Genomic DNA, 20,532 nt, shown 5'->3' with positions numbered 1-20,532 from the left:
CTCTGTTGCTTCCGGGACTGGTGGAGCGCTGGTGATGGGGGCCATCACCGTACGCTCCAGGTCTGACAATGGGACAGCGGTTTCAGGAGCTTCCCGCTGTGCGGGAAGCGGGCGGTGTGTATCCCGCCTACTGCAACGGCCGTCAGATCGTTCCGTTGCGCTGCCAGGCGCCGATGTACTTGCGCACCGACTCCTCCGAGCTCATCACCGAGCGGAGCTGGGGGAACAGCTCGGCCGCGAGCTGCTTCTGGTTCATCGACTTCTGCTCGGGCGTCAGCGACTGCAGCAGCTGCAGCAGCAGCTGCTTGCCCGAGAGCTTCGGAGCGGGGATCTCCTCCTCCTGGTCGGCCGGCGGTTCCCCCGGCTGCTGGTCGTCGCCGAGCTCGGCCGGGACGATCGGCGCGGCCGGCTGCTCGACCACCGGCACGGTCGGCTCGGCGTCGAGCAGGTCCGCCACGGGCTCGGCGGGCAGCTGCTCGACCACCGGCTGCAGCACCGTCTCCTGGTGGGGGAGCCGGGCGTGGACCCCGGCCGGGCGGGGCGACTCGGCAGCGCTGGGCCGCTCGGCCACGGCCTGGTCGAAGAGCACCGGGGCCGGGGCGGCCGGAGCCTGCCAGGGCACGGAGCCCTGGTCGCTCGGCGCCTGCCACGGCACCTCCGCCGGGGCCGCGGGCTCGGGGTGGAACCACGAGGACTCCACCGGCTCGGTCACCGGCCGCTCCAGCTTCCGCAGCGGCACCATCCCGCTGTACAGGCTGGCAGCCGGCTGTTCCACGGTGAGCTCGGGCTGTTCCAGCTCGGCCTCCACCAGCTCCACCGGCTGCTCGGGGATCTCCGCCGGGACCGGCTCGGCGACCGCCTCCGGCCCTGCGGCGGGCAGCTGCTGAGCGGTGGAACCGGTCTCCGCCCGGTCGAGCAGCTGGCTCAGTCGCTCCAGTAGCTCCGGGGTGATGGCTGGGGGCAGCTCGGCGACGGGGGCCGGGACGGTGGGCTGGTCGGCCCGTTCCACGGTGATCTTGGGCGCGTACTCCCGGGTCAGGTCCGTCTCCGGCGGCTCCAGGTAGGGCAGGGCACGGCCGTAGCGGGCCAGCTTGAGCGGCAGGACCTCCTCCACCGGAGCCGCGCGGCGCCAGCCGCGTCCGTACCGGTGGCGAAGGACCGCCCGGTACACCAGCCGGCGCTGTTCCATGTCCACGATCTCGGCGTACGAGGTGATCTCAAAGATCTTCATCTTCCGCCACAGCTTGAAGGTGGGGAGCGGGGAGAGAATCCAGCGGAAGAACCGGACGCCCTCCATCTCCGGGCGGCCCGCTTCGATCGCCGCGATGCGGGCGACGGCGTACCGGCCCGCTTCGACCACCCCGACGAACAGCACCGGCAGCAGCGCGTGCAGGGCCATCGGCAGGGGCTTGGGGTAGGCACTGGCCGCGTTGAAGACGATGGTGCCGGCCGTCAGCATCCAGGCGATATACCGCAGGAGCGGGAAGCGGATGCGAAGCCACGTCAGCACCAGGTCCAGGGCGAGGAGCACCGCAATGCCCGCGTCGATGCCGACCGGGAAGACGTAGGAGAAGGTCCCCATCTGCCCCTGGTGCTCGGCCAGCTTCTGCAGGGCCTTGTACGAGCCGACGAAGCCGATCGCCGCGATGACCGCGCCGCCCGCCGCCGACGCCTTCACCAGGCGCCTCATGGTCGGGGTGAGTGTGGCCAGTTGTCGCCGTACATCGGGCTGACCGGCGCCTTTATCCTGGTTGTGCATCCCGGGTTCCTCCTGGAACTCGCTCAGGGCCTCAGCGGTGGTTACGACACCGCTGGGGCTGTTCTCGTTCACGCGCCACGCCTCCGCAGATACTCGTCCAGCGCGAAGTCCAGGAGGTCCTGCAGGTCAACATCGTTGGCCGCGGCGAACATCCGGGCCCGCTTGCGGGTGCTCTCCTTGACCCGGCCTCCGAAGTTCACCCGGGTCTCCGGCTTCTCGCGGGTGGGGGGCATGGGCAGGTTCTCCTCTCCGGTGGGCGGAGTCTCCGAGGGGATCTCCGCCGGGTGGTCGGCCTCTCCGCCGCCACCCCGGCCGGCGGCCGGGTGACCGCTCGGTGCCTTCCCGAAGCTGGGAGTGCCGGCGGGCTGGGGGTTCGGTCGCGTCACGTGCGTTCTGCCTTCTTCTTCATCAGGTCGGTGATCAGTTGGGCGAGGGCCAGGTTCCATGTGCGGCCGCCGCGCAGGCTTTGCACAGGGACGCTCGCGCTGGCGGCGGTGGCGACGGCCGAGCACCGGGGCAGACGACCGGCCACGAGCTCGGGGTAGTTGTTCCTGAGCTCCTTCCACCGCCCCCGGTGTTCCAGGAGCCGGCCGTCGTAGTCGTTGACCACGATCCCGGCGAGGTCCAGTCCCGGGTTGCCCTCCTCCTGGACGACCTTGATGGTGTCCAGGAGCTTGGCGACGCCGTCCGCGCCGAACCGTTCCGCGTCGGCGACGACGACGGCGTGGTGTGCCGCGTTGAGCGCGTTCACCAGCAGGGGCCCCAGGTTGGGGTCCGTGTCGATGAGGATCACGTCGTACTCGCCGTCGAGCTCGGCGGCCCGGATGGCACGCCGCAGGCGGAAGTCCAGCGCGGCCCCCCTGTCGGCTTCCCGGGAGGCCAGCTCCAGCTCGGAGGGGACCAGGTCCACCCCCGGCCAGGACGTCGGCACGATCGCATCCCGCACGCTCGCACCGTCCTTGAGGACGTGGTACAGCACGTCGTTGATCGTGCGCTGCACCGGCACGGCCGGCACCAGCCACACCGTGATGTTGCCCTGCGGGGTCAGGTCGATGACGAGAACCCGCAGCCCTCGCCCGGCCAAGTCGCCCGCGAACCCGGCGGTCAGTGACGTCTTGCCGACCCCGCCCTTCTGGTTGCAGAAGACGAAGATCCGGGTTGCCACACCCGGCGACAGAAGCAGCGACATGTCAGGTTCACCTCCTATCGGTTAGTCGGTTCCGGGTCAGCGTAGAAGAGCAACTGACTGTCGATCGGACCGACAAGCGGACGGCCTAGCTTGCAGATCAAGCGTACACCAGATCAGTCAACAAGTCAGCAAGTTGTGTTGTTGACAGACTGACTGACGGGGCGTTCAATGGAGATACAAGCGAGGGAGCCGGGCTTGGCGGCCCGACTCCCTCAGTTCCGGCAGGCGTTCGAGCGCCCCCGGGACGTGGACCGATCCCCCTTGGAGGGAACAGTCATGGCCCATTCTGTCAGGCCCCCCCGACGCCACCTGATGGTGGTCAACCGCAAGCCGGGCGCGGTCGGCCAGCGCGTGATCGCGCTGGGCCGCATCCGCCCCGCCCACTGCAGCAACTGCGCGGACTTCCGCACCGTGGCCGTGCGCCGGCGGGACGGCGAGCTGTCCGTGACGCACTGCCCCGTGTGCTCCCTCGCGGCCGTGGACATCGTGGCGGTGACCCGATGAGCGCCACCGAGGCCCCGACCCTGCTGGAGCAGTGCCAGCAGGACTACCGCAGCCACCAGGCCAGCGCCGACGACCGCCGCGGGGCGTGCGCCGAGCAGCGGGCCACCGGCCTGGCGCACGGCAACGAGTCCGCCGGCGCGTGGGGCAGCCCCGCCCCCGGCGTCCCCCAGCGGTACTGACCGCCCGTCCGTCACCAGCCCGCCGGGCGGCACGGACCGCCCGGCGGGCAGCCCCAGGAGGCTGCAGTGCCGCACTTCGACACGAACCTGATCCCCTTGAACGAGCTCGGCCTGTCCGGCGAGGGCTTCCGCCGCTGGGCCGCCGCCGCTCTGTTCAGCTCCGACATGACGACCGCCGAGATCGCCGACGAGCCCCGCGCGCTGATCCGCCCGCTGGTGCGGGCGATCGTGCACACGATCGGCGAGGAGGCCCGACAGGGCCGGGTGGCCAGCGAGTTCGGCGAGTACCCGACCGAGGCCGCCGCCCGGATGGCCGCGTGCTCGGCCGCCGTCGCGGACGCCCCGAGCTGGCCGCTGCTGACGGACTGGAAGGTGGCGCGCTGATGTACCGCTTCCGCGTCGTCCAGACGGCCCTCCAGCCCCGCCAGCAGGTCATCGCCATGACCGCGATGCTCGCCGCCGTGCTCGGCGTCGTCGCCGCGCTCACCCACTCCGCCACCGCCGCCGGCACCGGGCTGGCCGCCGCCGCCGGGTACGCGCTGGTGCTCGCCCCGGCCGTGCTGTTCCTGCAGGCCCGCCCGCTCGCCGTGCTGGTCGGCACGGCGCTGATCTCCGCCGAGCTGGCCCGGGTGCCCGTGCACCTGTACCGGCGCCGGCGCTCCGGCGGGGAGGTGTGGGCATGACCCCCATCGCGCTGGAGGAACTGCTGACCCCGTACGAGGAGGGCCGCTTCCGCCACCTCCGCACCGGGGAGCTGATGATCCAGGACCGGCTCGGCGCGCTGCAGGCCCGCCGCGAGGTCCGCCGGCGGCTGGCCGAGGGGGACGTGACCCTGCTCGCCAGCCCCGGCCAGCTGTGGACCCTCCGCCCGGAGTTCGACTCGCTCGGCGACTGGCCGCGCGGCCGGACGCTGGAACTGGTCGAGCGCCGCACGAGCCCGCCCGCCGCGCTGGTCGCGGACGAGGCCGGGCAGGAGCGGGAGATCCGGCTGACCGTGCTCGCCGAGATGTACGAGCTCACCGCGTGGCGGTGGACGGAGTGAAGCGCAAGGTCGTGCCGTTCACCGGCGAGCAGCTGGCGCTGTTCCCCGCGGACGGCGCCGAGGGGCGGCCGGCGGAGAAGCCGGCCGCCGCCCGGCGGGCCCCGCGCTGCCTGCCCCCGCAGGCCCTCCGCCAGCGGCTGGCCGCCGTCGAGGACGGCCCCGGCGAGACGGCCACCGAGTCGTGAGCCGGTACGAGGAGAGCCCGCGCCTGGTGATCGAGCGCTCCGGCCACCACGTCGTGCTCGACCACCAGGGGCTGGCGATCGACGGACAGCGGATCTGCCAGACCCCCCTCACCCCCGCCCAGACCATCCCGCCCGGCCAGGCCGCCACCAGCCGGGCGTTCCAGGTCACCGACGACGGCCAGGTGATCTACCGGGGCCGGATGGTCGCCGAGATCGGGCCCAGCCCGGCCGGCACCGCCAACCCCGGGGAGCTGACCGTCCACGGCCCCAACGGGCCCGAGTGGTACCCGGGCCAGCCCGGGGCCGGGCCCTCCGGCCCGGAGCTGGAGGCCGCGGTGAAGCACGCCGCCGAACTCTCCGCCCGCCGCACCGACCGGAGCGCGGAGGAGGCCGAGGAAGTCTCCTCCGCCCCCCAGCCCACCCCCCGACAGCACGACGACCGAGACCAGCAGATGGAGCTCACGAGATGACCCCGCACCACTGGCAGCCGACGACTGTTACCCCGCTGGTCCCCGCCCAGCCGCCGCAGATCATGAGCGCGGGCACCTACCTGGTCACCCGCTACGGCGGCCGCGTGGCGCCCTTCCTCAGCACCACGACCGCGCTGGTGCTGGCCCGGATCTGGCACGACCAGGGGGCCGCGGGCAGCTGGGGGGACGTCGCTCTGATGCTCGCGTTGTCCGCCGGGAGCACCTTCCACGGGGTTGTCTCGGCGTCGAAGGAGCACGGCCACGAGGTCATCACGGCCGTGGCGTTCGCCGCCTCCGGTTCGTTCGCGTTGATCGGGGTTGCCGCCTACACCAGCAGCTGGGCGCTGGCCGCGATCCTGTGGCTGGTCGCCACCGTGCTGGTCTACTCCGTCACCGCGCGGCACTGGCGCACCGCCCGCGAGCGGGCCGAGGCCCGGTGGCACGAGCTGCAGTTGACCCAGGTCAACCGGCTGGCCGATGTCGAGACCGCGCGGCTCCAGGCCACCGTCCAGGCCCAGGCGCTCACCTACGGGCTGATGCTCGCGCAGGCGATCGACCACCGGCAGACGCTCGACCCGGCGACGTTCCAGGCTGCGATGCTGGCCGGCACTGGGCTGCCCCAGCTGACCCCGGCGAGCACCACCACGACCAAGGAGATCAACAGCTGATGACCGATCAGACCACGCGCGAGGAAGCGGCCCAGGCCGATCTGGCCACGCTGGTGGAGTACGCCGGACACTTCGCCGACAGCTGGTCCACCGCGCGCCGCCAGGCGTGGGTGGCCGCCGTCGCCGACCGGGTCCGCCACGAGGACGGGACGCACAGCTTCGGGCCGTCCACCCCCGTGCCCGCGTGGGCCCGCCTGGAGTTCGACGGTCGGCTGCGGACGGGGGAGTGCCCGATCCTCTCGCTCGGCACGGTGCCGGTCCACGTGGACTGGCCGCGGATCGTGCGCGAGCACCAGGTGGAGATGGCGAACGGCTTCTACGAGACCGCCCCGTACGGGCCGGACATCCTCTCCGCGTTCGAGCTGCTGACTGGGCTCGGGTACGAGCCGTGGCTGGACACCGAGCTGCACCTGGTGGACGTCGCCGAGGACGGGACGCTGCAGATCCGGCTGGAGGCCGGCGCCCTGTACGCCGAGGACCCGGTGCTGGACCGTACGGTGCGCGAGGTGTGGGACCGGCTCGGCAGCACCGAGCGGGTCTGCGTCAGCCCCGATTTCGGCGGCCGCAATGTCGTGGAGTGGGCGTGGTACTGACCGCGTCCGGGCTAGGTTCGGGGGTTCGGCCGCCCGGCCGGACCCGGTGTGAGGGGAAGGGGACGAGGGTGGACGAGGACGACCAGGTGACCGGCGGGCAGGACCACGGCGAGGGGTGCGACGACCCGCAGTGCGAGGTCTGCGGCCCGGAGCCGACCTACGAGGAGTGGGTGGCCCAGCAGATCGGCCCGCGCAAGGTCGGCGGCCGGTACCGCACTCGGCACGGCTACGAGTACGACGTGATCGCCATCGACCCGGGCCCGCGCCCGCGCACCCAGTGGCCGGTCTGGCAGATCACGGTGATCGGCACCGAGGACGGCATCAAGCGCTCCCACTGCACCGCGTGGGACCTGCACGACCAGGTCGTGCAGGAGCCCGGCGAGGTAGTGCTGGAGTGGCCCGCCGCGGGCGCGCGGGCCGCCGGGCTGGCGGCCGCCGAGGCGTTGGAGCCCGGCGGCCGGCACCGCTGACCACCACCACACCGAACCGGAGGGGACCATGACGAACACCCAGGGCAGCCCGCTGCAGCTGCCCGACATCTACGAGACCCGGCAGGGCCACGCACTGCGCGACGCCTACGAGCGCGGCGACATGGACGAGGCCCGGCGCATCGAGGCGCACGTGCTGGCCGAGGCCGCCACGACCCCGGAGGAGCGGGAAGTCTTCGCCGAGACCCTGCGCGGCGCGATGCTGTTCAAGGAGCTCACCCAGGCCAAGGACGCCGGGGACGAGGCCCGCGCCGAGGAGATCAGCCAGCGGATGGTCAAGCTGTGCTCCCGGCGCACGATCGTGCAGACCATCTCCGCCGGCTACCTCCAGGCCGGACTGCGCGAGGGACTGCCGAAGGCGACCCACGACGAGCTGATGGCCATGCTCGCCGAGCTGGAGGTGGGCGGCGAGATCCGCCGTCTCGCCGAGAGCATCCCCGTACACTGACACCCGAGCAGCACGACGAGGGCCCCGCCGCCGGCGGGGCCCTCTCGCGTTCACCGGCTACATGCCGAAGTGGCTCTCCGCCGTGCTGGCCAGCTGGGAGGCCAGTTCCTCCGTGTCGATCTCGTCCAGGTCCTCCAGGTCCCGCAGATACTCCTCCAACTGCGAGCGGAGCACCGCCTGCAGGGAGAAGTCGTCGTCGTCGTCTTCACCGTCGAAGTCGTCAAAGGCCATGGCGGGCAGTCTCCCAGTTCCCCCAGGTGCGCGGGCGGTTCCGGCCGCCGGGGGCGTCCCCCGATCGGGTGGTCTCTGACGCAGGTCAAGGCCCGCAGCCGCGCCAACCGCCCGTGCCAAGAGGTGGCACCGCCGTAGACAAGCAACTACCCGGCGGGGCAGGCGTGGGGGTGACCCGCCGTGACGCAGAGGGGGAGGCGTGGCTGATCGAGGAGCGGGGGCCGCCGTCCGGCGCGGGGCGCCGGTCGGCTCGGTGCTCTCCGGCACCGGTTGCCGAGCGCGCCGGCACCAGGGGGTGACCGGGCGAGGGCTGATGTCAACAAGTCGGCATTGTCGGTCAGTTCCGGCAGCAGGAACGGCGAAGGGGCCCCGGGTGGACCGGGGCCCCTTCTCGCTGACCGGGGTCAGCCGCCGTGCGGGGGCAGCACCCGGGCGGCGTGGTCGGCCAGCTGCTGCACGCGGGCCGGGTCGAAGCCGGGCACCGGGGCGAGGTTGCGGACGATGTGCCGCACCCGCTTGGCCGGCACCACCGTGACGTTCTCCAGCATCACCACCCCGCCGGGCACGCTCGCACCGTGCACGGCGACCAGGGCCCGCACCGGCACCCCGAGCGCCCGGGACGTCTGCTCCGCCTCCCAGGCCGCCGTCCGCAGCGTCTTGCTCTGGTCGTACTTGCCGTAGAAGAGCCGGCCGCCGTCGATCCGCAGCGTGGACTTGGAGCTCTGCCAGTTCTTCGTGTCCACCATCAGCACCCCGGCCGGGCCGATCAGCAGGTGATCGACGTTCGCGCGGCTCCCCGGCACCGCCCGGTCGTGGAGCGCCGTCCAGCCGTCGCGCTGCAGTGGGATCAGCAGCTGGGCCGTGCGCCGCTCGCCCGCCGCCCCGATGGTCCAGGAGTTGCCCACCGGCCGGTACACCCGGCGGGCGACCGCGCCGACGACGACGAGCACCAGGACCAGGCCGAGCCACCACGGCAGGCCGAGGAGCACGGCCAGGACCAGGCCGCCGACCGCGGCCGCCGGTAAAGCCCAGCGGGCCCGCGCGTGCTGGCGGGCCCGCTCGGCGTCGAGCTGCTGCTGGCCCATCCGGGCCGCAGACGCCCCCGCCCCGTGCCGCTGGTCAGGAATCCCTGCCATCCGTTCCCCTCCCCAAAGTTGGTGCCCAAAGTTGGTGCCCGGCGGGACGCTGCCCGCCGGGCGGTCGCCCTACTCCCAGCCGTCCGGGCCGTAGGTCAGCTGGCGGTCGTAGGCGGCGCACTCGCACGGGCAGTGATGGGAGCGCATGCAGTCGCAGTAGTCCAGGCAGATGTGCGTCCCGCAGCTCTCGCAGTCGAAGCGCCCGCAGTCTTCACAGCGGTAGCGGTAGTCACCCATCGCTCGCCGCCGGGCCGTTCCGGTTGCCGTCCTCAGCCAGCAGCATCAGCCAGACGACCCGGCCGATCTCGTGCAGCCCGCTGTGGAGTTCCAGGCGGTCCCGGCCGGAGAGCCGGAGCGTGCGCGTCTCCTGCCCCTCCTCCTCCAGCTCGACCGTCTGGTAGGCGTCTTCCTCGGTCAGCCGGACCGTGATCCGCCGACCCTTGGCGAGCACCAGCTCAGCCGTGAGCGAGGCGACGACCGTCAGCCCCTCCTCCAGGCAGCTGTCGATCATCCCCCTGTGCCGGGCCTCCCTCTCCTCCTCCGGCACGGTCTCCACCAGGTGCTCGCGCAGGTGACCGGCCGCCCGGTGCAGGTGGGACAGCGTCCGCTCTCCCTCCGCGAGGTGGTCCAGGCTGGTGGTGGCCACCATCAGGCCGTGGAGCCCCCCGAGCCCGATGGCGACGTGTACACCCGCCTCCGCCAACGGCTCCCGGGGCTGCATCCGCGCGGCCGGCGACATCACTTCGTGGGCGTGCCGCTCAAGGTCGCGCACCGCCTTCCGGTCCAGCGGCGCGGGCGGGGAGAGCTTCCCCGCCACGGCGGTGGTCGTGTAGGTCGTCATGTCTGTGTCCCCTCGATCGGTGGCAGCCGGAGCCACCACATGAGTTCTTCCTGGCCCCGGCACTCAGACCGGACCCATCACCCCGGAGACCGCCGCCACCACGAAGTCCAGCGCGGTGTTGGCCGCCTCCCGCCGCTCGGTGGCGCTCATCCCCTCGCACGCGGTGAACATCGAGTCGTTGCCACCGTCCAGGCCGAGCCGGGCGAGGCGCCGGAACTCCAGCGCGGCCGGCCCCGGGATGCCGTCGTCCGTCATGGTCCGGGGCAGGCCGCCCATCGCGCCGTGCACCGAGATACACGCCAGCTCGACCAGCCGTGCGGTGGTCACCGGGTCCTCCACCAGCAGCGTCGTGAGGACGTCCTGGCACGACAGGCAGCGGTCCATGGCCGCCCCCAGCAGCTGGCCGAGCAGCTTGTGGTCCACCGGACGGCCGCCCGGGTCGCGGTAGTCGTCCGGGATCTCGAACCACTCGTGCCCGTGCTCCTGCGGTTCCGGCCGCTCCCGCCGCGGCTTGCCCGGCTTCTGGCGTCCCATCACGCCACCTCTTCCTGCTGGTTGGGGTCGTTCGGCTGTACATCGAGGACAACGCGAAGACCGCCGGAGCGGTGCGTAAGCCGGGTCGGCTCGGACACCCGCAGCGTCGGCGCGTTCTGCAGCACCGGCAGCAGGAGCTCCAGGACCCGCTCGCCGAGCTGGCGATCGTCGGTCATCAGGCGAAGCTGCGGCATCAGCGGGCCACCTCCTCCGCGCCGGTCAGCGCGTCGCCGGAGGTCTGGGCGGGCAGCACGGCGGCCGGGCGGCCGGCCACGTCCGCGAGCCGGTCCAGGACCGCGAGGCAGTCTGCCGCTCCCCGGTGCGGGCCGTTGAGCTTCTGCCAGCGGTAGCCGCCACGGTGCGAAGGCTCCCCGCACCAGGTGCTGAACGGGATCATCACGTCCTCCCAGGTCATGGTGGACAGCCAGGCGTCCGCGCTGGCCCGGGGGTCCGCGTGCCCCTGCCGCTGGTAGTAGCCGGCCAGTTCGTTCCGCAGCACCAGCCGGTCGAAGTCCACGAGGTTCCAGCCCACCACCCGGCGCCCGTAGAGCTCGACCCTGCCGCCCCCGCGGACTTCCCGCCGGGTGAGGGCGTGGGTCAAGTCGCCCATCAGCGCGTCGAAGTCGGTGCGGCCGGTCAGCATCTCGTCCGTGATCCCGTTGTGGCGGGTCGCCTCCGCCGGCATGGGGATGCCCGGGTTCACCAGGCGGTCGAGGAGCACCCGCCGGTCCGTGGTGACCACCCCGATCTCCACGATCCGCGCGGTATCCCCGAGCCCGGTGGTCTCCAGGTCGAGCACCGCCACCTCCGGGTCGTCCAGCAGGGCCGCCGCCCAGGCTGCGAGCCCGGCCACCTCTCGATCCCGTTCCATCCGTTCCTCCACTCCTCCGAGCCGGGCCCGCCGGTCCGGCCTTTCGGTCGGATTTTCGATTTCAGTCACGGCGAGTTCTCTTTTCTGGGGCGATTAGAGCGTATCAAGAAATAGCGCAACATGGGCCGGGATGCAAGTATTTGAGGGGAATCGAAACGATGCGCGGAAATGGGTTTTGCGAGCCGGAACAACAACCGAGGTCGGTTGTTTATGGCCGAGATCGGCGGGCCGCGGAGGGCAATCAACCGAGGTCGGTTGGTCACTCGGCTGTCTCCTCCGGCTCGGGCCGGCCGTAGCGGTCGAGGGCCTGGCGGACGATCCGGCCGGGGGAGTGGATGAGGTCGGCCAGGCGCTCCCGCTCGGCCCGCCCGAGGCTCGGGCTGTAGAGGGCGAGGGGTCGCGCGCTGACCCGCCAGGATGCGGTCCGCAGCTCGGTGACCAGCTCGGATGGGAGGAGGTAGTTCCGTTCCACCAGCCGAACATCGGGGGCCGGCCCCGGCCAGCGGCCGCTCAGCTTCATCTCCCCTTCCTCCTCCGGCGTCAGCGGCTCCCAGGGGCCGGCCAGGTCCGGCTCGGCCAGGCGCTGGCGCACGGCCCCGGCCACGACGACGTCGAGCGGGGGCCAGGTGTCGGGCCGGATCAGCGCGAGTTGCACCCGGGCCTCCCGATGGGTCAGCCCTTCCCTTTTCAGTTCTTTCAGGTATTCATCTTGCTCCAATTTCTGGCGCCTTTTTCGCAGATTGAATCGGCTTGCCTGCTGCGGAGTGATGCTCACCGTGATCTGTACCGAGGTCATGTTTTCCAACCTACCGAGGTCGATTGTTGGGCCCGGCTTGCGCCGCCGTACGTCCGCTCAGCTGGCGGAGTCTGAGGCCGGAATTGATAGTTGGCCCCTGGAATTGATAGTTGGCCCCTGCGGGGTTCTGGCCACACCGGGTAGTTGAGCCGGGCCACGATGGTTGGAACCTGGCCACGCATGTTGGAACCGGGCGACCCTTCTCGGGGACCCTTGAGTGACCCTGTCGACCCTGAGGGATGTGGGCGCCGGCGGCCTGGAACCAGTGAGGAAGCCGGGGGTGTCAGCGCCGGGGGCTACGGTCTCGATCCATGGGTTTCTCCGGATCTTTCGTTGTGGCACGGGCCGAGCAGCCGGTGACCGAGCTGGCAGCAGTACAGGCGCTTGCCGCCACGTCGTGGTGGTCGGCCAGGGATGGCGCCTGGCAGATCCTGCAACTGTCTCCAGGCGTTGCTCCGCATGACTCGATCGCGACTGAGACGGGAGCCCCGGCCCTCGTCATGTATGTCCACGACAGCGACGTCGTCAGCGTGGAAGCAGCCAGCCCCGGCGGTCTGACCTGGCACTGCGCACTGTCTCCGGAGATGGCGCGAGACTACGACGTCCCCGAGGAGTGGATCGGTGATCCCGACGAGGTCACCCGTCAGGCCGTGGCCTGGGCGGAGGCAGCCGGCCTTCAACCCGACCCAGTGGCGGTGAGAACCACCCTTGAGGCGGAATGTGACCCACTCGCCGAGGGTTTGGTACTCGACCTGGTCCATGCCCTGGGGTTCAGGTTCGGCGACGGCGAGAGCCTGATCACGTGTCAGTGATACCCCTCCAGGGGCCGGTAAGCCGCAGGGTCCTCAGCACTGGTACCGGCGAAGCTATACAAGGGCCTTGCTGGTTCCAAGAATCGTGACCACTTGGTGCCAACAAGCGTGTCCCATCGACGAGAAACCGTCAGGTCGCTCGGCCCCACTGGTTCCAACTCTCGTGTCCCGGCTCAGTAGTTGCGACTTTTCGAGCTAGGTGACATCCGATCTCAGTGGTTGACACCGTCGCAGTCAGCGCCGAAGCCGTACCGGATTTCTGCTATGCCCGTTCCTGTGACCCGCGCGCCGTTAGTGTCGAACCCGTGATCGTATGGCTCAACGGCACCCACGGTGCAGGCAAGACGACGACCAGTGCACTCGTGCAGCAGCTGATCCCCGACTCCCGGGTGTTCGACGCCGAGAAGGTTGGCGAGACACTCATGGACATCACACCGGGGCTGCCCGGGACGGACAACTTCCAGCATTGGCCGCCGTGGCGGCCACTCGTAGTCGAGACCGCCCGCCACGTGCTCGACTACACCGGCGGGACTCTGGTGATGCCGATGACTGTCCTGGTCGAGCAGTACTGGCGCGAGATCAGCACGGGCCTCGCCCAACACGCCATTCCGGTGCGGCACTTCGTTCTCCATGCCGACCAGGAGACCCTCCGCGGGCGCATCGCAGGGGACACTGTTGTTGGTCCCAACTCCTGGTTCCGTCTCAAATACCTTGAGCCCTACGCCGAGGCGGCCCGCACCTGGTTGCACGCCGAGGCCGAGGTCGTCGACACCACGCACCTCACGCCCGCCCAGGCCGCCCTGCAGATCGCAGAGGCCGTCAGGAGTTGAGGTCCGCCGCCACGCGAAACAGGCGGGCCAGCTCAGCCCAGCACCGCACTGTCATCCCCGCGCTGGCCGCCATCCTCCTGATCTCGGCGGTCAGGTTGCCCGCCACGCTCCGGCCTCCGCTTCGTGATCTTCACTTGACCGGGTGAACATCACCCCGCCTGGCTACCCGCGGGCGCCGGGGGTGCTGGGGTTGGCGCATGAGTTTCCGGACCGGACCCGCCATCCGCTCGGACGCATGCGATCTCACCGCGCTGATCAGCACGTTCACCGGCGATGGCGATCACCGCCGGCGCCTGGTGCTCGATGCGTCCTGGCCGAGACGCTGGTCGACGACCTGGCTGTTCGACGGCGGCCAGGTGGTCTGGCCGGTCAGGGATCTGGAGTCGGTGCCGGTGCTCGACTCGCAGCCGGTTCGCCGGTTCACCTGGCGGGCCCGGCAGCGGCACCGGCCGGGCCTGGAGCCCATGATCTCCACCGGCCGCCAGCACGGGTTCGAGTCGCTGGAGGAGCGGGACCTGCTGCGGGCGCTGGACTTCCTGCGGGCCCGGGAGGTGCTGCCGCAGCCGTTCCGCCTGGACTTCGAGCACACCGGCGGCCGCGCGGCTCACATCCCGGACTTCCTCGCGCTGATGCCCGACGGCAACTGGCTCTTCGACGTCCGCCCGGCCGCTCTGGTCCGCGACGAGGACGCGCGGAAGTTCGCCGCGACACGAGAAGTCGCGACGGCGGCCGGCTGGCACTACACCGTGGTCACCGGCTGGCGCCCGCACGTGGTGGGGGTGCTGGACGCGTTGTCGGCCCGGCGCCGCCCGCGCAAGGACCTGCTCGGCCTGCACGGCGAGTTGCTGGACGCCGTCGCCGAGGGGCCGTTGCGGTTCGGGGAATTGGTGGAGTCGACGGACTGGCCAGAGCTGGCGCGGGCCGAGGCGGTCCATTTGCTCTGGCACCGCCGGCTCGGTGTCGATCTGGGCGAGCCGCTCGGCGACCGGTCCCCGGTCTGGCTCGCCGGACAGCAGCCGATGATTCCGTCGCAGGGGCGGCGGCAGTGAGCCGCGGCGTCCTGGTCCTGGCGCCCGGCGTCCGGCTGGAGCTCGGTGGCGTCTGTTTCACGGTCGAGGAGCTGGAACCGCATCTGGGCCGGGTGGTCCTGGCCGATGCCGGCGGAGAGCTGAGCCGGCGGTCGTTGCGCTGGCTGGCGAACCACCCCGGTGTCCGTCCGCTGCCCACTCCCGGCCGTCTGGCCCGGACCGGCGGCGACCGACGGGGAACGGTTCTGTCCGACCTGACACCCGAGCAGATGCGGCGGGCCCGGATCCGGGCCGAGCACGTGCTGGAGACCGAGACCGGCTTTCGGGCCGGGCACCCGGCGCGGGCCCTGCAGGGCGAGCCGAGGCCGGGCTTCGATCCGGCGATGACCACGCTTGGCGAGCGCCGCCGAGCCAAGGCCGCCGAACTGCGGGCGATGCCGCCCGTTGAGGCGGAGGCACTGGGGCTGCGGTTCATGAGTGAGCGGACGCTCAAGCGCCTAGCCCGCAGCAAGGGCGAGGACCTGGTGCTGGCCTGCGCGGACGGCCGCTGGCTCCGCGCGGGCGGGGGCCGCCCCAGCATCACCCCGGAGATCCGGGAAGGGATCTACGCGGTGAGGGAGGAATGCCTTCGGCGCTCGCGGATGACCATGGCCGCCCGGCACCGGCTGCTGCACCAGTACATCCGGGAGGTGTTCCCGGACTTCCCGGCCGAGGACGTTCCGTGCTGCAAGACGCTGGCGGCGGTCTGGCAGGAGTGGTTCGGCCCCGACGGTTCGCGGCAGCGCTACGTCCGCACCGCGGAGATCGCGCAGGCCGGGCGGAGGGTGGTGGTCCACCGGCCGGGGCAGGTGGTCGCTCTGGACTCGACGCCGTTGCCGGTGAAGGTCCGCGAGCAGGTGTTCGGCGAGCCGGTGTCGGCGGTGATGTCGCTGGCGCTGGACCTCTACACGCACTCGATCGTGGCGTTCCGGCTCACGCTGGTGTCGGACACGTCGGTGGACATCGCGATGCTGCTGCGGGACGTGGTGATGCCGCTGCCGATGCGCGAGGGCTGGGGCGAGGACATGGAGTGGCCCTACCCCGGCGCTCCGGCCACGCTGGTCGCCCAGTTCGCCGGGCACAGGGTCGCCGCGCTGCCGTTCTTCGCGCCGGAGACGGTCACCACCGACCACGGCGGCCCCTACAAGAGCCACCAGATCGTCGCCGCCGAGCGGGCGCTGGGCTGCACGATCCTGCCGGCGCGCACGCTGCGGGCCCACGACAAGTTCGCCGTCGAGCGGGCGTTCTCCTCGATCAAGACGCTCCTGCTGGAGCACCTGCTGGGCTTCACCGGAACGGATGTCGCCGACCGGGGCGCCGGCCCCGAGGCGGATGCGGTGCTGACGCTGGCTCAGGTCGAGCATGTGGTCGCCACCTGGGTGGTGAAGGTCTGGCAGAACCGGGAGTTGGGCGAGTACGCGCCGGCCTGGGCGCCGGACGGGCCCCACAGTCCGAACTCGCTTTTCGCGGCATCAACACGGCAGGGCGGCCTGGACCTCGAGATCCCGGGCCCGGAGCTCTACTACAAGCTCCTGCGGCCCCACCACGTGATGATCCATGCGGGCCGCGGGGTGAAGATCCTCGGGCTCTACTACTACGCCGACGTCCTGGACGAGGACCGCTTCCACGGCCGGTCCTCGCGCGGCGGCCGGCACAAGGGCAAGTGGGTCATCCGCTCCGACCGCCGCGACCGCCGCACCGTGTTCTTCCAGGACCCCGACGATCCCGAACGCTGGCACGTCCTGCGCTGGACCGGCCTGCCTCCCGAGGGCGAGGTCCCGGCGTTCTCGGACACCAACGTCGACGCCCTGCTCGGCGAGGTCCGCCGGGCCGGGCTGAAACCGCGCTCGGACGAGGAACTGCTGCCGGTGCTCCTGGACATCCTCGGCTCGGCGATCCCGGTCAGCCAGTGGCCCTCCCAGATGGGCAAGCGGGAGAAGAGCGCCCGCTCGCGCCGGGCCGCAGACGCCGCGCAAGCCGCAGCCGACCAGCCCTCCACGCCGGAGGGCCCGGCGGCCGAAGTGGTCGCCTGGCCCGTCGAGGCAGCCGACATCGCGAAGGCGGTCGATGCGGAACGACGCCGGCTACGCGAGGCGTCGGTGGTCCGCCGCCCGGTCCCGCCGCCGCGGCTGGGCGACAGCCTGCGCCGACGCAACCTCTTCCTCATCCCGCCCGACGACGCCCCCGCCCCGCTTGAGGACCACGCATGACCGATGCCGCACCGACCCACCCGCTCGCCGAGATCCTCGGCGGCAAGCCTCCCCGCCGGGACACCCACGAGGGCTGGCAGTACTACTGCCGGTCCCGCCGGTCCTTCGTCCCGGCGCCCCGGCTGTCCCTGGACCAGTGGCAGGCGATGAGCGATCGCGACAAAGCGCTCCACAACCTGCACCGCACGGCGACGCACGTCAACATGCCGCTGCAGGAGACACCGATGGCAAAGAGGGTCGCCTCTCTCGTCGACCGGCGCATCCGGGGCAACGCCATGCGGCTCACGTCCGCGACCTGGCCTGGGGTGATGGTCTTCGGCCTCGGTTACCAGGGAAAGACCGAGACCGTCTGCGACATCGCCGCCGAGTTCGAGGTCACCTTCCGGGAAGCGGGCCACCAGATCAATCCGCACGCGATGCCCGGAACGCGAGCGCTTCACGCCCCTGTCGTCTATGTCCAGACGCCGGTCACCGCGACGCCGAAGAGCACCTGCCAGGCGATCCTCGACTTCTTCGGCGCCCACACGAAGGGCCTGACCCTTCCCCAGCTCGTCCAGCAGGTCGCGGCCTCGCTCGACGGCCATGGGGTCCGCGCGTTGATTCTGGACGACATCACGAGACTCCGCATGCACCGGGCCGACGACCAGGACGTCCTCGATCTGATCCGGGCGTTCATGAGCATGAACGTCACCCTCGTCCTGATCGGCGCCGACATCCCCGGTTCCGGCCTGCTGCGGAAGGCGAAGTGGGACTCCCGGGCCCGCCAGTGGGTGTTCCCGCCCTCGGCGAGCACCCACGTCCACGGCCTGGAGGTGACCCAGACCGAGCGCCGTTTCGACCTCGTCGAACTCGGGACCTTCGAATGCACCACCTCGGAAGGCATCGAGGCCTTCCTGGACCACCTGGCCGGCCTGGAAGACGGCCTGCGGCTGTTCAAGGCCTGGCCAGGAATGCTCACCGGGGGCACCATGCCCGAATACCTGAGGCGCCGCACCAACGGTGTCATCGGCCTGCTCGCGCGCCTGATTGAGGACGGCGCCATGGAGGCCATGGCCAGCGGGAAGGAGTACCTCGACGAGGAGCTTCTCGACACGATCACCATCAGCCTCGACGCACTGGGGCCGCGATCCCGGAGCCGGGGAGATCCCCATCGTTCCGGACCTCTCCTCTTCCAAGGCGAAGAAGCCTCCGACCCGACGGCAGAAGCGCCCGCGCAACACCGTCTTCGACGACCTCGGCCCCAGGGCAGCCGCGGGCGGGGCCTGAGTCGATGGTTCCTGGCCGTGACGCACACCCTCCGCTGCCAAGGAGCCTGGCCCCGCTGCCCGGCGAGGGCTTGCCCGGATTCGTCCTGAGACTCGCCCATCACCTCGATCTGACCCCGACCCAGGTGGTCAGGCGAACGGGGCTCGCATTCGAGGACCGGGGCCAGGCCCCGCTCCGGCACCTGTTCATGCTCGAAGCGAACGTCCGGGCAGCGGTTCGCCCCGCTCGACCCGGCTGACCGAGGACGAGTCCGACCAGCTGACCCTCCGCCCCTGGAGCAGCCACTACCCTCCGGTCGCCGACGTCCTGGTCTGGCCCGGACAAGCACCACGACCCCGAACGGTGACCACCGAGTGGATGCTGCTGTCGTCCAGCCGCTACTGCCCGGACTGCCTCGCCCGGCGACGGGAGCCGGATCCAGCAACCTGCACGGCGGACCCTGGAATTGTCCTGGCGCCTGCCCGTGATCTTCGCCTGTCTGGAACACAACCGCATGCTCGTCGACACCTGCCCACGCTGTCGGCGGCCGGCCCAGGCCGGATCATGGGCAAAGAGCCCCAGCTTGTTCCCCTCCCGGGCCTCGGCCACCTTCACCCCGCACGCCTGCCGCAACCGGGTCTCAGCCGGGCCTCAGGGCACGGTCTGCGGCCACCCGCTGGACGATCTCGCGGCCAGCCCCGCAACACAGCTCGCTCCGGACCTCGCTGACCTTCAACGCAGGCTCCAGACGATGCTGGAACCCGGCCACTACCCCTCGACGGCAATCTCGCGCTTCTCGGACCTTCGAGTCGCTGTCGCTCTCATCACCGCGGCCCGGCAGCCGCCAGACCCAGCCGGGCCACCCAGCGGCGCCATCTCGCAGCTCATGGACGAGTACAGACGCGGTGTTCACGGGCCCTGGCCCGGACAGACACAGCCACGCTGGGGCGCTCTGCCCACCGCCAGCACGGCCTCCGCAGAAGTGCTCAGCCTCGCCGACCGGCTCGTCCGCCTGCCGAGAACTGCGTTCCGGGCCGAAATCCACAACCTCGCAGGACGCGCCCCGCGCTACGACGCATCCGCCTGGAGCCAGACCTGGGACATCCTGAGGACCAGGTGTTCACCGCTCTTCAGGCACGACGTCGAGCAGTGCTGCCAAAAGATCTTCGTGCCTACGCATATCTCCGCACACCGGCCCGCTAGTCATCCCCGGTGCGCGAACGCGGCTACCTGCCTGAGCACATCCCTCAGCGTCCCCGGGCAGTTGGCTCACCGTCCTGGCAGAGAACGGGGCACCTCCAGGGCACCTGCGAAAGCCCGTCCAGTTCCGCCGAGTCGTGGCAGTCCAACTGGTCCAGGCCGCTGCGGGCTGTTCCGTCGACGCAGCAGCCGAGCTGCTGGGCATTCCCCATAGCTGGGACCGCTCAGGCCCCGGCGCGCTCATGCGTCAGAACCTCCATCCGAGCCAGAACAGCGCCCATCCGCTGTTGAGCGCGGATATCGCCGAGGCCTTCGAGGCCCTCACCCAGCACATCGCCCGAGAACCCGTCAACTACTACCAGCGCCGCCAGAACCTCGCCTTCTGGCACCTTGGGCACTCCGATTGGGACACCATCACCCAACAGCTAGGCCGGATGCTCGGTCAAGGCCGCGGACAAGCTCCCACGAGCTACTCCGGGAGTGCGCCTCCGCTTACGTCTGGGCCGCCGTCACCGGCAGCGAATGGCAGCTCGCACCCTCGTTCCGAGCGCCGCTGTCCGCCTTCAACCGCCGAGTTGGGCCCGGGACACCCGAGCTCCGGATTCTGCACCACATCCATCACGCCACAGACCACAGGCTACGGACGGTCCTCGACGACCGGGTCCGGGCCCTGATCGCAGCGCAGATCGCCAACCAGGTGACTACTCTCCGTGACTTTGCGCGACTTGCTCAGGCCAACTATCGGTTCCGAACTGGGCCAACTATCGATTCCTACACGATCCTCCACCAGCACCGATCGACGGATCAGGGGCCAACAACCGATTCCGGTCTCAGAGTCGGGGCGCAGGCCGAGCGGTCGGCGGCCGGTGGTCGGGCGCACCGGGGCCGAGGGCGGGGGCACCAGGCCCTCCCAGGGGTCCGGCCGGGTCCCACGGTCGGCGGGCGGGGCGGCCGGGTGCTGCTGGGGGAGCCACAGCGGCCGGCGGGGAGTCTGAGGGTTCGTCACCTGCCCAGTCTGCCGCACACCGGGGGCCCGTGCCGTGCCCGCAGGCGCTGCCCCGGGTGCGGTCAGAGATCGTCTCCGACGGGCCAACCCTGCGGAGGGGGTGGCCTCAAGATCCGTGCCGGGCGGTTCTCGCCGTTGGTGGTGGGGTGGGTGCGGGGGGCTGGGGGTGGCCCCTCTCGCCGGACGCCCTCCGCACCCTGGCACAGCCCGGCGGAGGACCAGGGCGAC

At 71.2% G+C, this 20,532-nt stretch carries 28 protein-coding genes; 16 read left to right on the top strand and 12 right to left on the bottom strand.

Going from position 1 to position 20,532, the window contains the following annotated elements; all coding sequences use genetic code 11:
* Positions 1-142: 142 nt before the first annotated feature.
* From F7Q99_RS42310 to F7Q99_RS38705, 3 genes are all read right to left on the bottom strand, one after another.
* Entirely contained in the window at positions 143-1,690 is a 1,548-nt protein-coding gene (locus tag F7Q99_RS42310) for a DUF2637 domain-containing protein (RefSeq protein WP_230211344.1), read from the bottom strand.
* Positions 1,691-1,827: 137 nt separating this feature from the next.
* Entirely contained in the window at positions 1,828-1,992 is a 165-nt protein-coding gene (locus F7Q99_RS40685) for a hypothetical protein (RefSeq protein WP_195911428.1), read from the bottom strand.
* A gap of 149 nt (positions 1,993-2,141) precedes the next feature.
* Positions 2,142-2,948 (bottom strand): ParA family protein, encoded by an 807-nt coding sequence (locus F7Q99_RS38705; RefSeq protein WP_153471889.1) that lies wholly within the window; start codon positions 2,946-2,948, stop codon positions 2,142-2,144.
* Between the two features lie 276 nt (positions 2,949-3,224).
* Between F7Q99_RS38705 and F7Q99_RS38700 the strand changes: the two genes are divergently transcribed.
* The 11 genes from F7Q99_RS38700 to F7Q99_RS38650 all read left to right on the top strand — a co-directional run bounded on the left by F7Q99_RS38700 (position 3,225) and on the right by F7Q99_RS38650 (position 7,525).
* Complete coding sequence (locus F7Q99_RS38700; protein WP_153471886.1) at positions 3,225-3,452, top strand: hypothetical protein; 228 nt, start codon at positions 3,225-3,227, stop codon at positions 3,450-3,452.
* Complete coding sequence (locus tag F7Q99_RS38695; RefSeq protein ID WP_153471883.1) at positions 3,449-3,631, top strand: hypothetical protein; 183 nt, start codon at positions 3,449-3,451, stop codon at positions 3,629-3,631. Before F7Q99_RS38700 ends, F7Q99_RS38695 begins: the two co-directional genes overlap by 4 nt.
* 66 nt (positions 3,632-3,697) lie before the next feature.
* Positions 3,698-4,015 carry a hypothetical protein gene (locus F7Q99_RS38690; RefSeq protein WP_153471881.1) on the top strand — a complete coding sequence of 106 codons (318 nt, stop codon included), beginning with the start codon at positions 3,698-3,700 and terminating at the stop codon, positions 4,013-4,015.
* Positions 4,015-4,314 carry a hypothetical protein gene (locus F7Q99_RS38685; protein WP_153471878.1) on the top strand — a complete coding sequence of 100 codons (300 nt, stop codon included), beginning with the start codon at positions 4,015-4,017 and terminating at the stop codon, positions 4,312-4,314. The genes F7Q99_RS38690 and F7Q99_RS38685 overlap by 1 nt, the downstream gene beginning before the upstream one ends.
* Entirely contained in the window at positions 4,311-4,673 is a 363-nt protein-coding gene (locus tag F7Q99_RS38680) for a hypothetical protein (protein ID WP_153471875.1), read from the top strand. The genes F7Q99_RS38685 and F7Q99_RS38680 overlap by 4 nt, the downstream gene beginning before the upstream one ends.
* The gene (locus F7Q99_RS38675; protein WP_153471872.1) at positions 4,661-4,858 is read left to right on the top strand and encodes a hypothetical protein; all 198 of its coding nucleotides are present in this window, start codon (positions 4,661-4,663) and stop codon (positions 4,856-4,858) included. The genes F7Q99_RS38680 and F7Q99_RS38675 overlap by 13 nt, the downstream gene beginning before the upstream one ends.
* Positions 4,855-5,328, top strand: coding sequence for a hypothetical protein (locus F7Q99_RS38670; protein WP_153471869.1), 474 nt, complete (start codon positions 4,855-4,857; stop codon positions 5,326-5,328). Before F7Q99_RS38675 ends, F7Q99_RS38670 begins: the two co-directional genes overlap by 4 nt.
* The gene (locus tag F7Q99_RS38665) at positions 5,325-5,996 is read left to right on the top strand and encodes a hypothetical protein (protein ID WP_153471866.1); all 672 of its coding nucleotides are present in this window, start codon (positions 5,325-5,327) and stop codon (positions 5,994-5,996) included. Before F7Q99_RS38670 ends, F7Q99_RS38665 begins: the two co-directional genes overlap by 4 nt.
* Positions 5,996-6,589, top strand: a complete 594-nt coding sequence (locus F7Q99_RS38660) for a hypothetical protein (RefSeq protein WP_153471863.1) — start codon at positions 5,996-5,998, stop codon at positions 6,587-6,589. Before F7Q99_RS38665 ends, F7Q99_RS38660 begins: the two co-directional genes overlap by 1 nt.
* A 68-nt stretch (positions 6,590-6,657) precedes the next feature.
* Entirely contained in the window at positions 6,658-7,059 is a 402-nt protein-coding gene (locus tag F7Q99_RS38655; RefSeq protein WP_153471860.1) for a hypothetical protein, read from the top strand.
* Positions 7,060-7,087: 28 nt separating this feature from the next.
* Complete coding sequence (locus F7Q99_RS38650) at positions 7,088-7,525, top strand: hypothetical protein (protein ID WP_153471857.1); 438 nt, start codon at positions 7,088-7,090, stop codon at positions 7,523-7,525.
* Positions 7,526-7,582: 57 nt separating this feature from the next.
* Here F7Q99_RS38650 and F7Q99_RS38645 read toward each other — a convergent pair whose 3' ends face one another.
* From F7Q99_RS38645 to F7Q99_RS38610, 8 genes are all read right to left on the bottom strand, one after another.
* Positions 7,583-7,756 carry a hypothetical protein gene (locus tag F7Q99_RS38645; protein WP_153471853.1) on the bottom strand — a complete coding sequence of 58 codons (174 nt, stop codon included), beginning with the start codon at positions 7,754-7,756 and terminating at the stop codon, positions 7,583-7,585.
* Between the two features lie 404 nt (positions 7,757-8,160).
* Positions 8,161-8,892: a nuclease-related domain-containing protein gene (locus F7Q99_RS38640; RefSeq protein WP_153471850.1), complete on the bottom strand. Its 732-nt coding sequence runs from the start codon at positions 8,890-8,892 to the stop codon at positions 8,161-8,163.
* Between the two features lie 69 nt (positions 8,893-8,961).
* Complete coding sequence (locus tag F7Q99_RS38635; protein ID WP_153471820.1) at positions 8,962-9,129, bottom strand: hypothetical protein; 168 nt, start codon at positions 9,127-9,129, stop codon at positions 8,962-8,964.
* Positions 9,122-9,733 (bottom strand): hypothetical protein, encoded by a 612-nt coding sequence (locus F7Q99_RS38630; RefSeq protein ID WP_153471817.1) that lies wholly within the window; start codon positions 9,731-9,733, stop codon positions 9,122-9,124. Before F7Q99_RS38630 ends, F7Q99_RS38635 begins: the two co-directional genes overlap by 8 nt.
* Before the next feature lie 63 nt (positions 9,734-9,796).
* Positions 9,797-10,267 (bottom strand): hypothetical protein, encoded by a 471-nt coding sequence (locus F7Q99_RS38625; protein ID WP_153471814.1) that lies wholly within the window; start codon positions 10,265-10,267, stop codon positions 9,797-9,799.
* Positions 10,267-10,461, bottom strand: coding sequence for a hypothetical protein (locus F7Q99_RS38620; protein ID WP_153471811.1), 195 nt, complete (start codon positions 10,459-10,461; stop codon positions 10,267-10,269). The genes F7Q99_RS38625 and F7Q99_RS38620 overlap by 1 nt, the downstream gene beginning before the upstream one ends.
* Positions 10,461-11,138 (bottom strand): 3'-5' exonuclease, encoded by a 678-nt coding sequence (locus F7Q99_RS38615; RefSeq protein WP_153471808.1) that lies wholly within the window; start codon positions 11,136-11,138, stop codon positions 10,461-10,463. The genes F7Q99_RS38620 and F7Q99_RS38615 overlap by 1 nt, the downstream gene beginning before the upstream one ends.
* 259 nt (positions 11,139-11,397) lie before the next feature.
* Positions 11,398-11,934: a hypothetical protein gene (locus F7Q99_RS38610; protein ID WP_153471805.1), complete on the bottom strand. Its 537-nt coding sequence runs from the start codon at positions 11,932-11,934 to the stop codon at positions 11,398-11,400.
* 311 nt (positions 11,935-12,245) lie between these two features.
* On the opposite strand from F7Q99_RS38610, the gene F7Q99_RS38605 reads away from it, so the two are divergent.
* From F7Q99_RS38605 to F7Q99_RS38585, 5 genes are all read left to right on the top strand, one after another.
* Entirely contained in the window at positions 12,246-12,746 is a 501-nt protein-coding gene (locus tag F7Q99_RS38605; protein ID WP_153466889.1) for a hypothetical protein, read from the top strand.
* 305 nt (positions 12,747-13,051) lie between these two features.
* Positions 13,052-13,576 carry an ATP-binding protein gene (locus F7Q99_RS38600; RefSeq protein WP_326847366.1) on the top strand — a complete coding sequence of 175 codons (525 nt, stop codon included), beginning with the start codon at positions 13,052-13,054 and terminating at the stop codon, positions 13,574-13,576.
* Positions 13,577-13,773: 197 nt separating this feature from the next.
* Positions 13,774-14,625, top strand: a complete 852-nt coding sequence (locus tag F7Q99_RS38595; protein ID WP_153466890.1) for a TnsA-like heteromeric transposase endonuclease subunit — start codon at positions 13,774-13,776, stop codon at positions 14,623-14,625.
* Positions 14,622-16,853 carry a transposase gene (locus tag F7Q99_RS38590; RefSeq protein WP_326847302.1) on the top strand — a complete coding sequence of 744 codons (2,232 nt, stop codon included), beginning with the start codon at positions 14,622-14,624 and terminating at the stop codon, positions 16,851-16,853. Before F7Q99_RS38595 ends, F7Q99_RS38590 begins: the two co-directional genes overlap by 4 nt.
* Complete coding sequence (locus F7Q99_RS38585; RefSeq protein WP_153471802.1) at positions 16,850-18,208, top strand: AAA family ATPase; 1,359 nt, start codon at positions 16,850-16,852, stop codon at positions 18,206-18,208. The genes F7Q99_RS38590 and F7Q99_RS38585 overlap by 4 nt, the downstream gene beginning before the upstream one ends.
* Before the next feature lie 1,314 nt (positions 18,209-19,522).
* On the opposite strand, the gene F7Q99_RS38580 is transcribed toward F7Q99_RS38585, so the two are convergent.
* Positions 19,523-19,696 carry a hypothetical protein gene (locus tag F7Q99_RS38580; protein ID WP_153471799.1) on the bottom strand — a complete coding sequence of 58 codons (174 nt, stop codon included), beginning with the start codon at positions 19,694-19,696 and terminating at the stop codon, positions 19,523-19,525.
* Between the last annotated feature and the right edge of the window lie 836 nt (positions 19,697-20,532).

It is taken from the genome of Streptomyces kaniharaensis (assembly GCF_009569385.1).
In the GTDB taxonomy this organism is placed as follows: domain Bacteria; phylum Actinomycetota; class Actinomycetes; order Streptomycetales; family Streptomycetaceae; genus Kitasatospora; species Kitasatospora kaniharaensis.
This window is presented reverse-complemented; position numbering and strand designations above follow the sequence as displayed.

Coding starts and splice junctions, on each gene's coding strand:
- F7Q99_RS38650 (WP_153471857.1), top strand. CDS start 7,088: ATGACGAACACCCAGGGCAGCCCGCTGCAGCTGCCCGACATCTACGAG.
- F7Q99_RS38610 (WP_153471805.1), bottom strand. CDS start 11,934: ATGACCTCGGTACAGATCACGGTGAGCATCACTCCGCAGCAGGCAAGC.
- F7Q99_RS38645 (WP_153471853.1), bottom strand. CDS start 7,756: ATGGCCTTTGACGACTTCGACGGTGAAGACGACGACGACGACTTCTCC.
- F7Q99_RS38695 (WP_153471883.1), top strand. CDS start 3,449: ATGAGCGCCACCGAGGCCCCGACCCTGCTGGAGCAGTGCCAGCAGGAC.
- F7Q99_RS38680 (WP_153471875.1), top strand. CDS start 4,311: ATGACCCCCATCGCGCTGGAGGAACTGCTGACCCCGTACGAGGAGGGC.
- F7Q99_RS38635 (WP_153471820.1), bottom strand. CDS start 9,129: ATGGGTGACTACCGCTACCGCTGTGAAGACTGCGGGCGCTTCGACTGC.
- F7Q99_RS38615 (WP_153471808.1), bottom strand. CDS start 11,138: ATGGAACGGGATCGAGAGGTGGCCGGGCTCGCAGCCTGGGCGGCGGCC.
- F7Q99_RS38660 (WP_153471863.1), top strand. CDS start 5,996: ATGACCGATCAGACCACGCGCGAGGAAGCGGCCCAGGCCGATCTGGCC.
- F7Q99_RS40685 (WP_195911428.1), bottom strand. CDS start 1,992: ATGCCCCCCACCCGCGAGAAGCCGGAGACCCGGGTGAACTTCGGAGGC.
- F7Q99_RS38640 (WP_153471850.1), bottom strand. CDS start 8,892: ATGGCAGGGATTCCTGACCAGCGGCACGGGGCGGGGGCGTCTGCGGCC.
- F7Q99_RS38585 (WP_153471802.1), top strand. CDS start 16,850: ATGACCGATGCCGCACCGACCCACCCGCTCGCCGAGATCCTCGGCGGC.
- F7Q99_RS38700 (WP_153471886.1), top strand. CDS start 3,225: ATGGCCCATTCTGTCAGGCCCCCCCGACGCCACCTGATGGTGGTCAAC.
- F7Q99_RS38705 (WP_153471889.1), bottom strand. CDS start 2,948: ATGTCGCTGCTTCTGTCGCCGGGTGTGGCAACCCGGATCTTCGTCTTC.
- F7Q99_RS38665 (WP_153471866.1), top strand. CDS start 5,325: ATGACCCCGCACCACTGGCAGCCGACGACTGTTACCCCGCTGGTCCCC.
- F7Q99_RS38595 (WP_153466890.1), top strand. CDS start 13,774: ATGAGTTTCCGGACCGGACCCGCCATCCGCTCGGACGCATGCGATCTC.
- F7Q99_RS38630 (WP_153471817.1), bottom strand. CDS start 9,733: ATGACGACCTACACGACCACCGCCGTGGCGGGGAAGCTCTCCCCGCCC.
- F7Q99_RS38625 (WP_153471814.1), bottom strand. CDS start 10,267: ATGGGACGCCAGAAGCCGGGCAAGCCGCGGCGGGAGCGGCCGGAACCG.
- F7Q99_RS38605 (WP_153466889.1), top strand. CDS start 12,246: ATGGGTTTCTCCGGATCTTTCGTTGTGGCACGGGCCGAGCAGCCGGTG.
- F7Q99_RS42310 (WP_230211344.1), bottom strand. CDS start 1,690: ATGAGGCGCCTGGTGAAGGCGTCGGCGGCGGGCGGCGCGGTCATCGCG.
- F7Q99_RS38685 (WP_153471878.1), top strand. CDS start 4,015: ATGTACCGCTTCCGCGTCGTCCAGACGGCCCTCCAGCCCCGCCAGCAG.
- F7Q99_RS38620 (WP_153471811.1), bottom strand. CDS start 10,461: ATGCCGCAGCTTCGCCTGATGACCGACGATCGCCAGCTCGGCGAGCGG.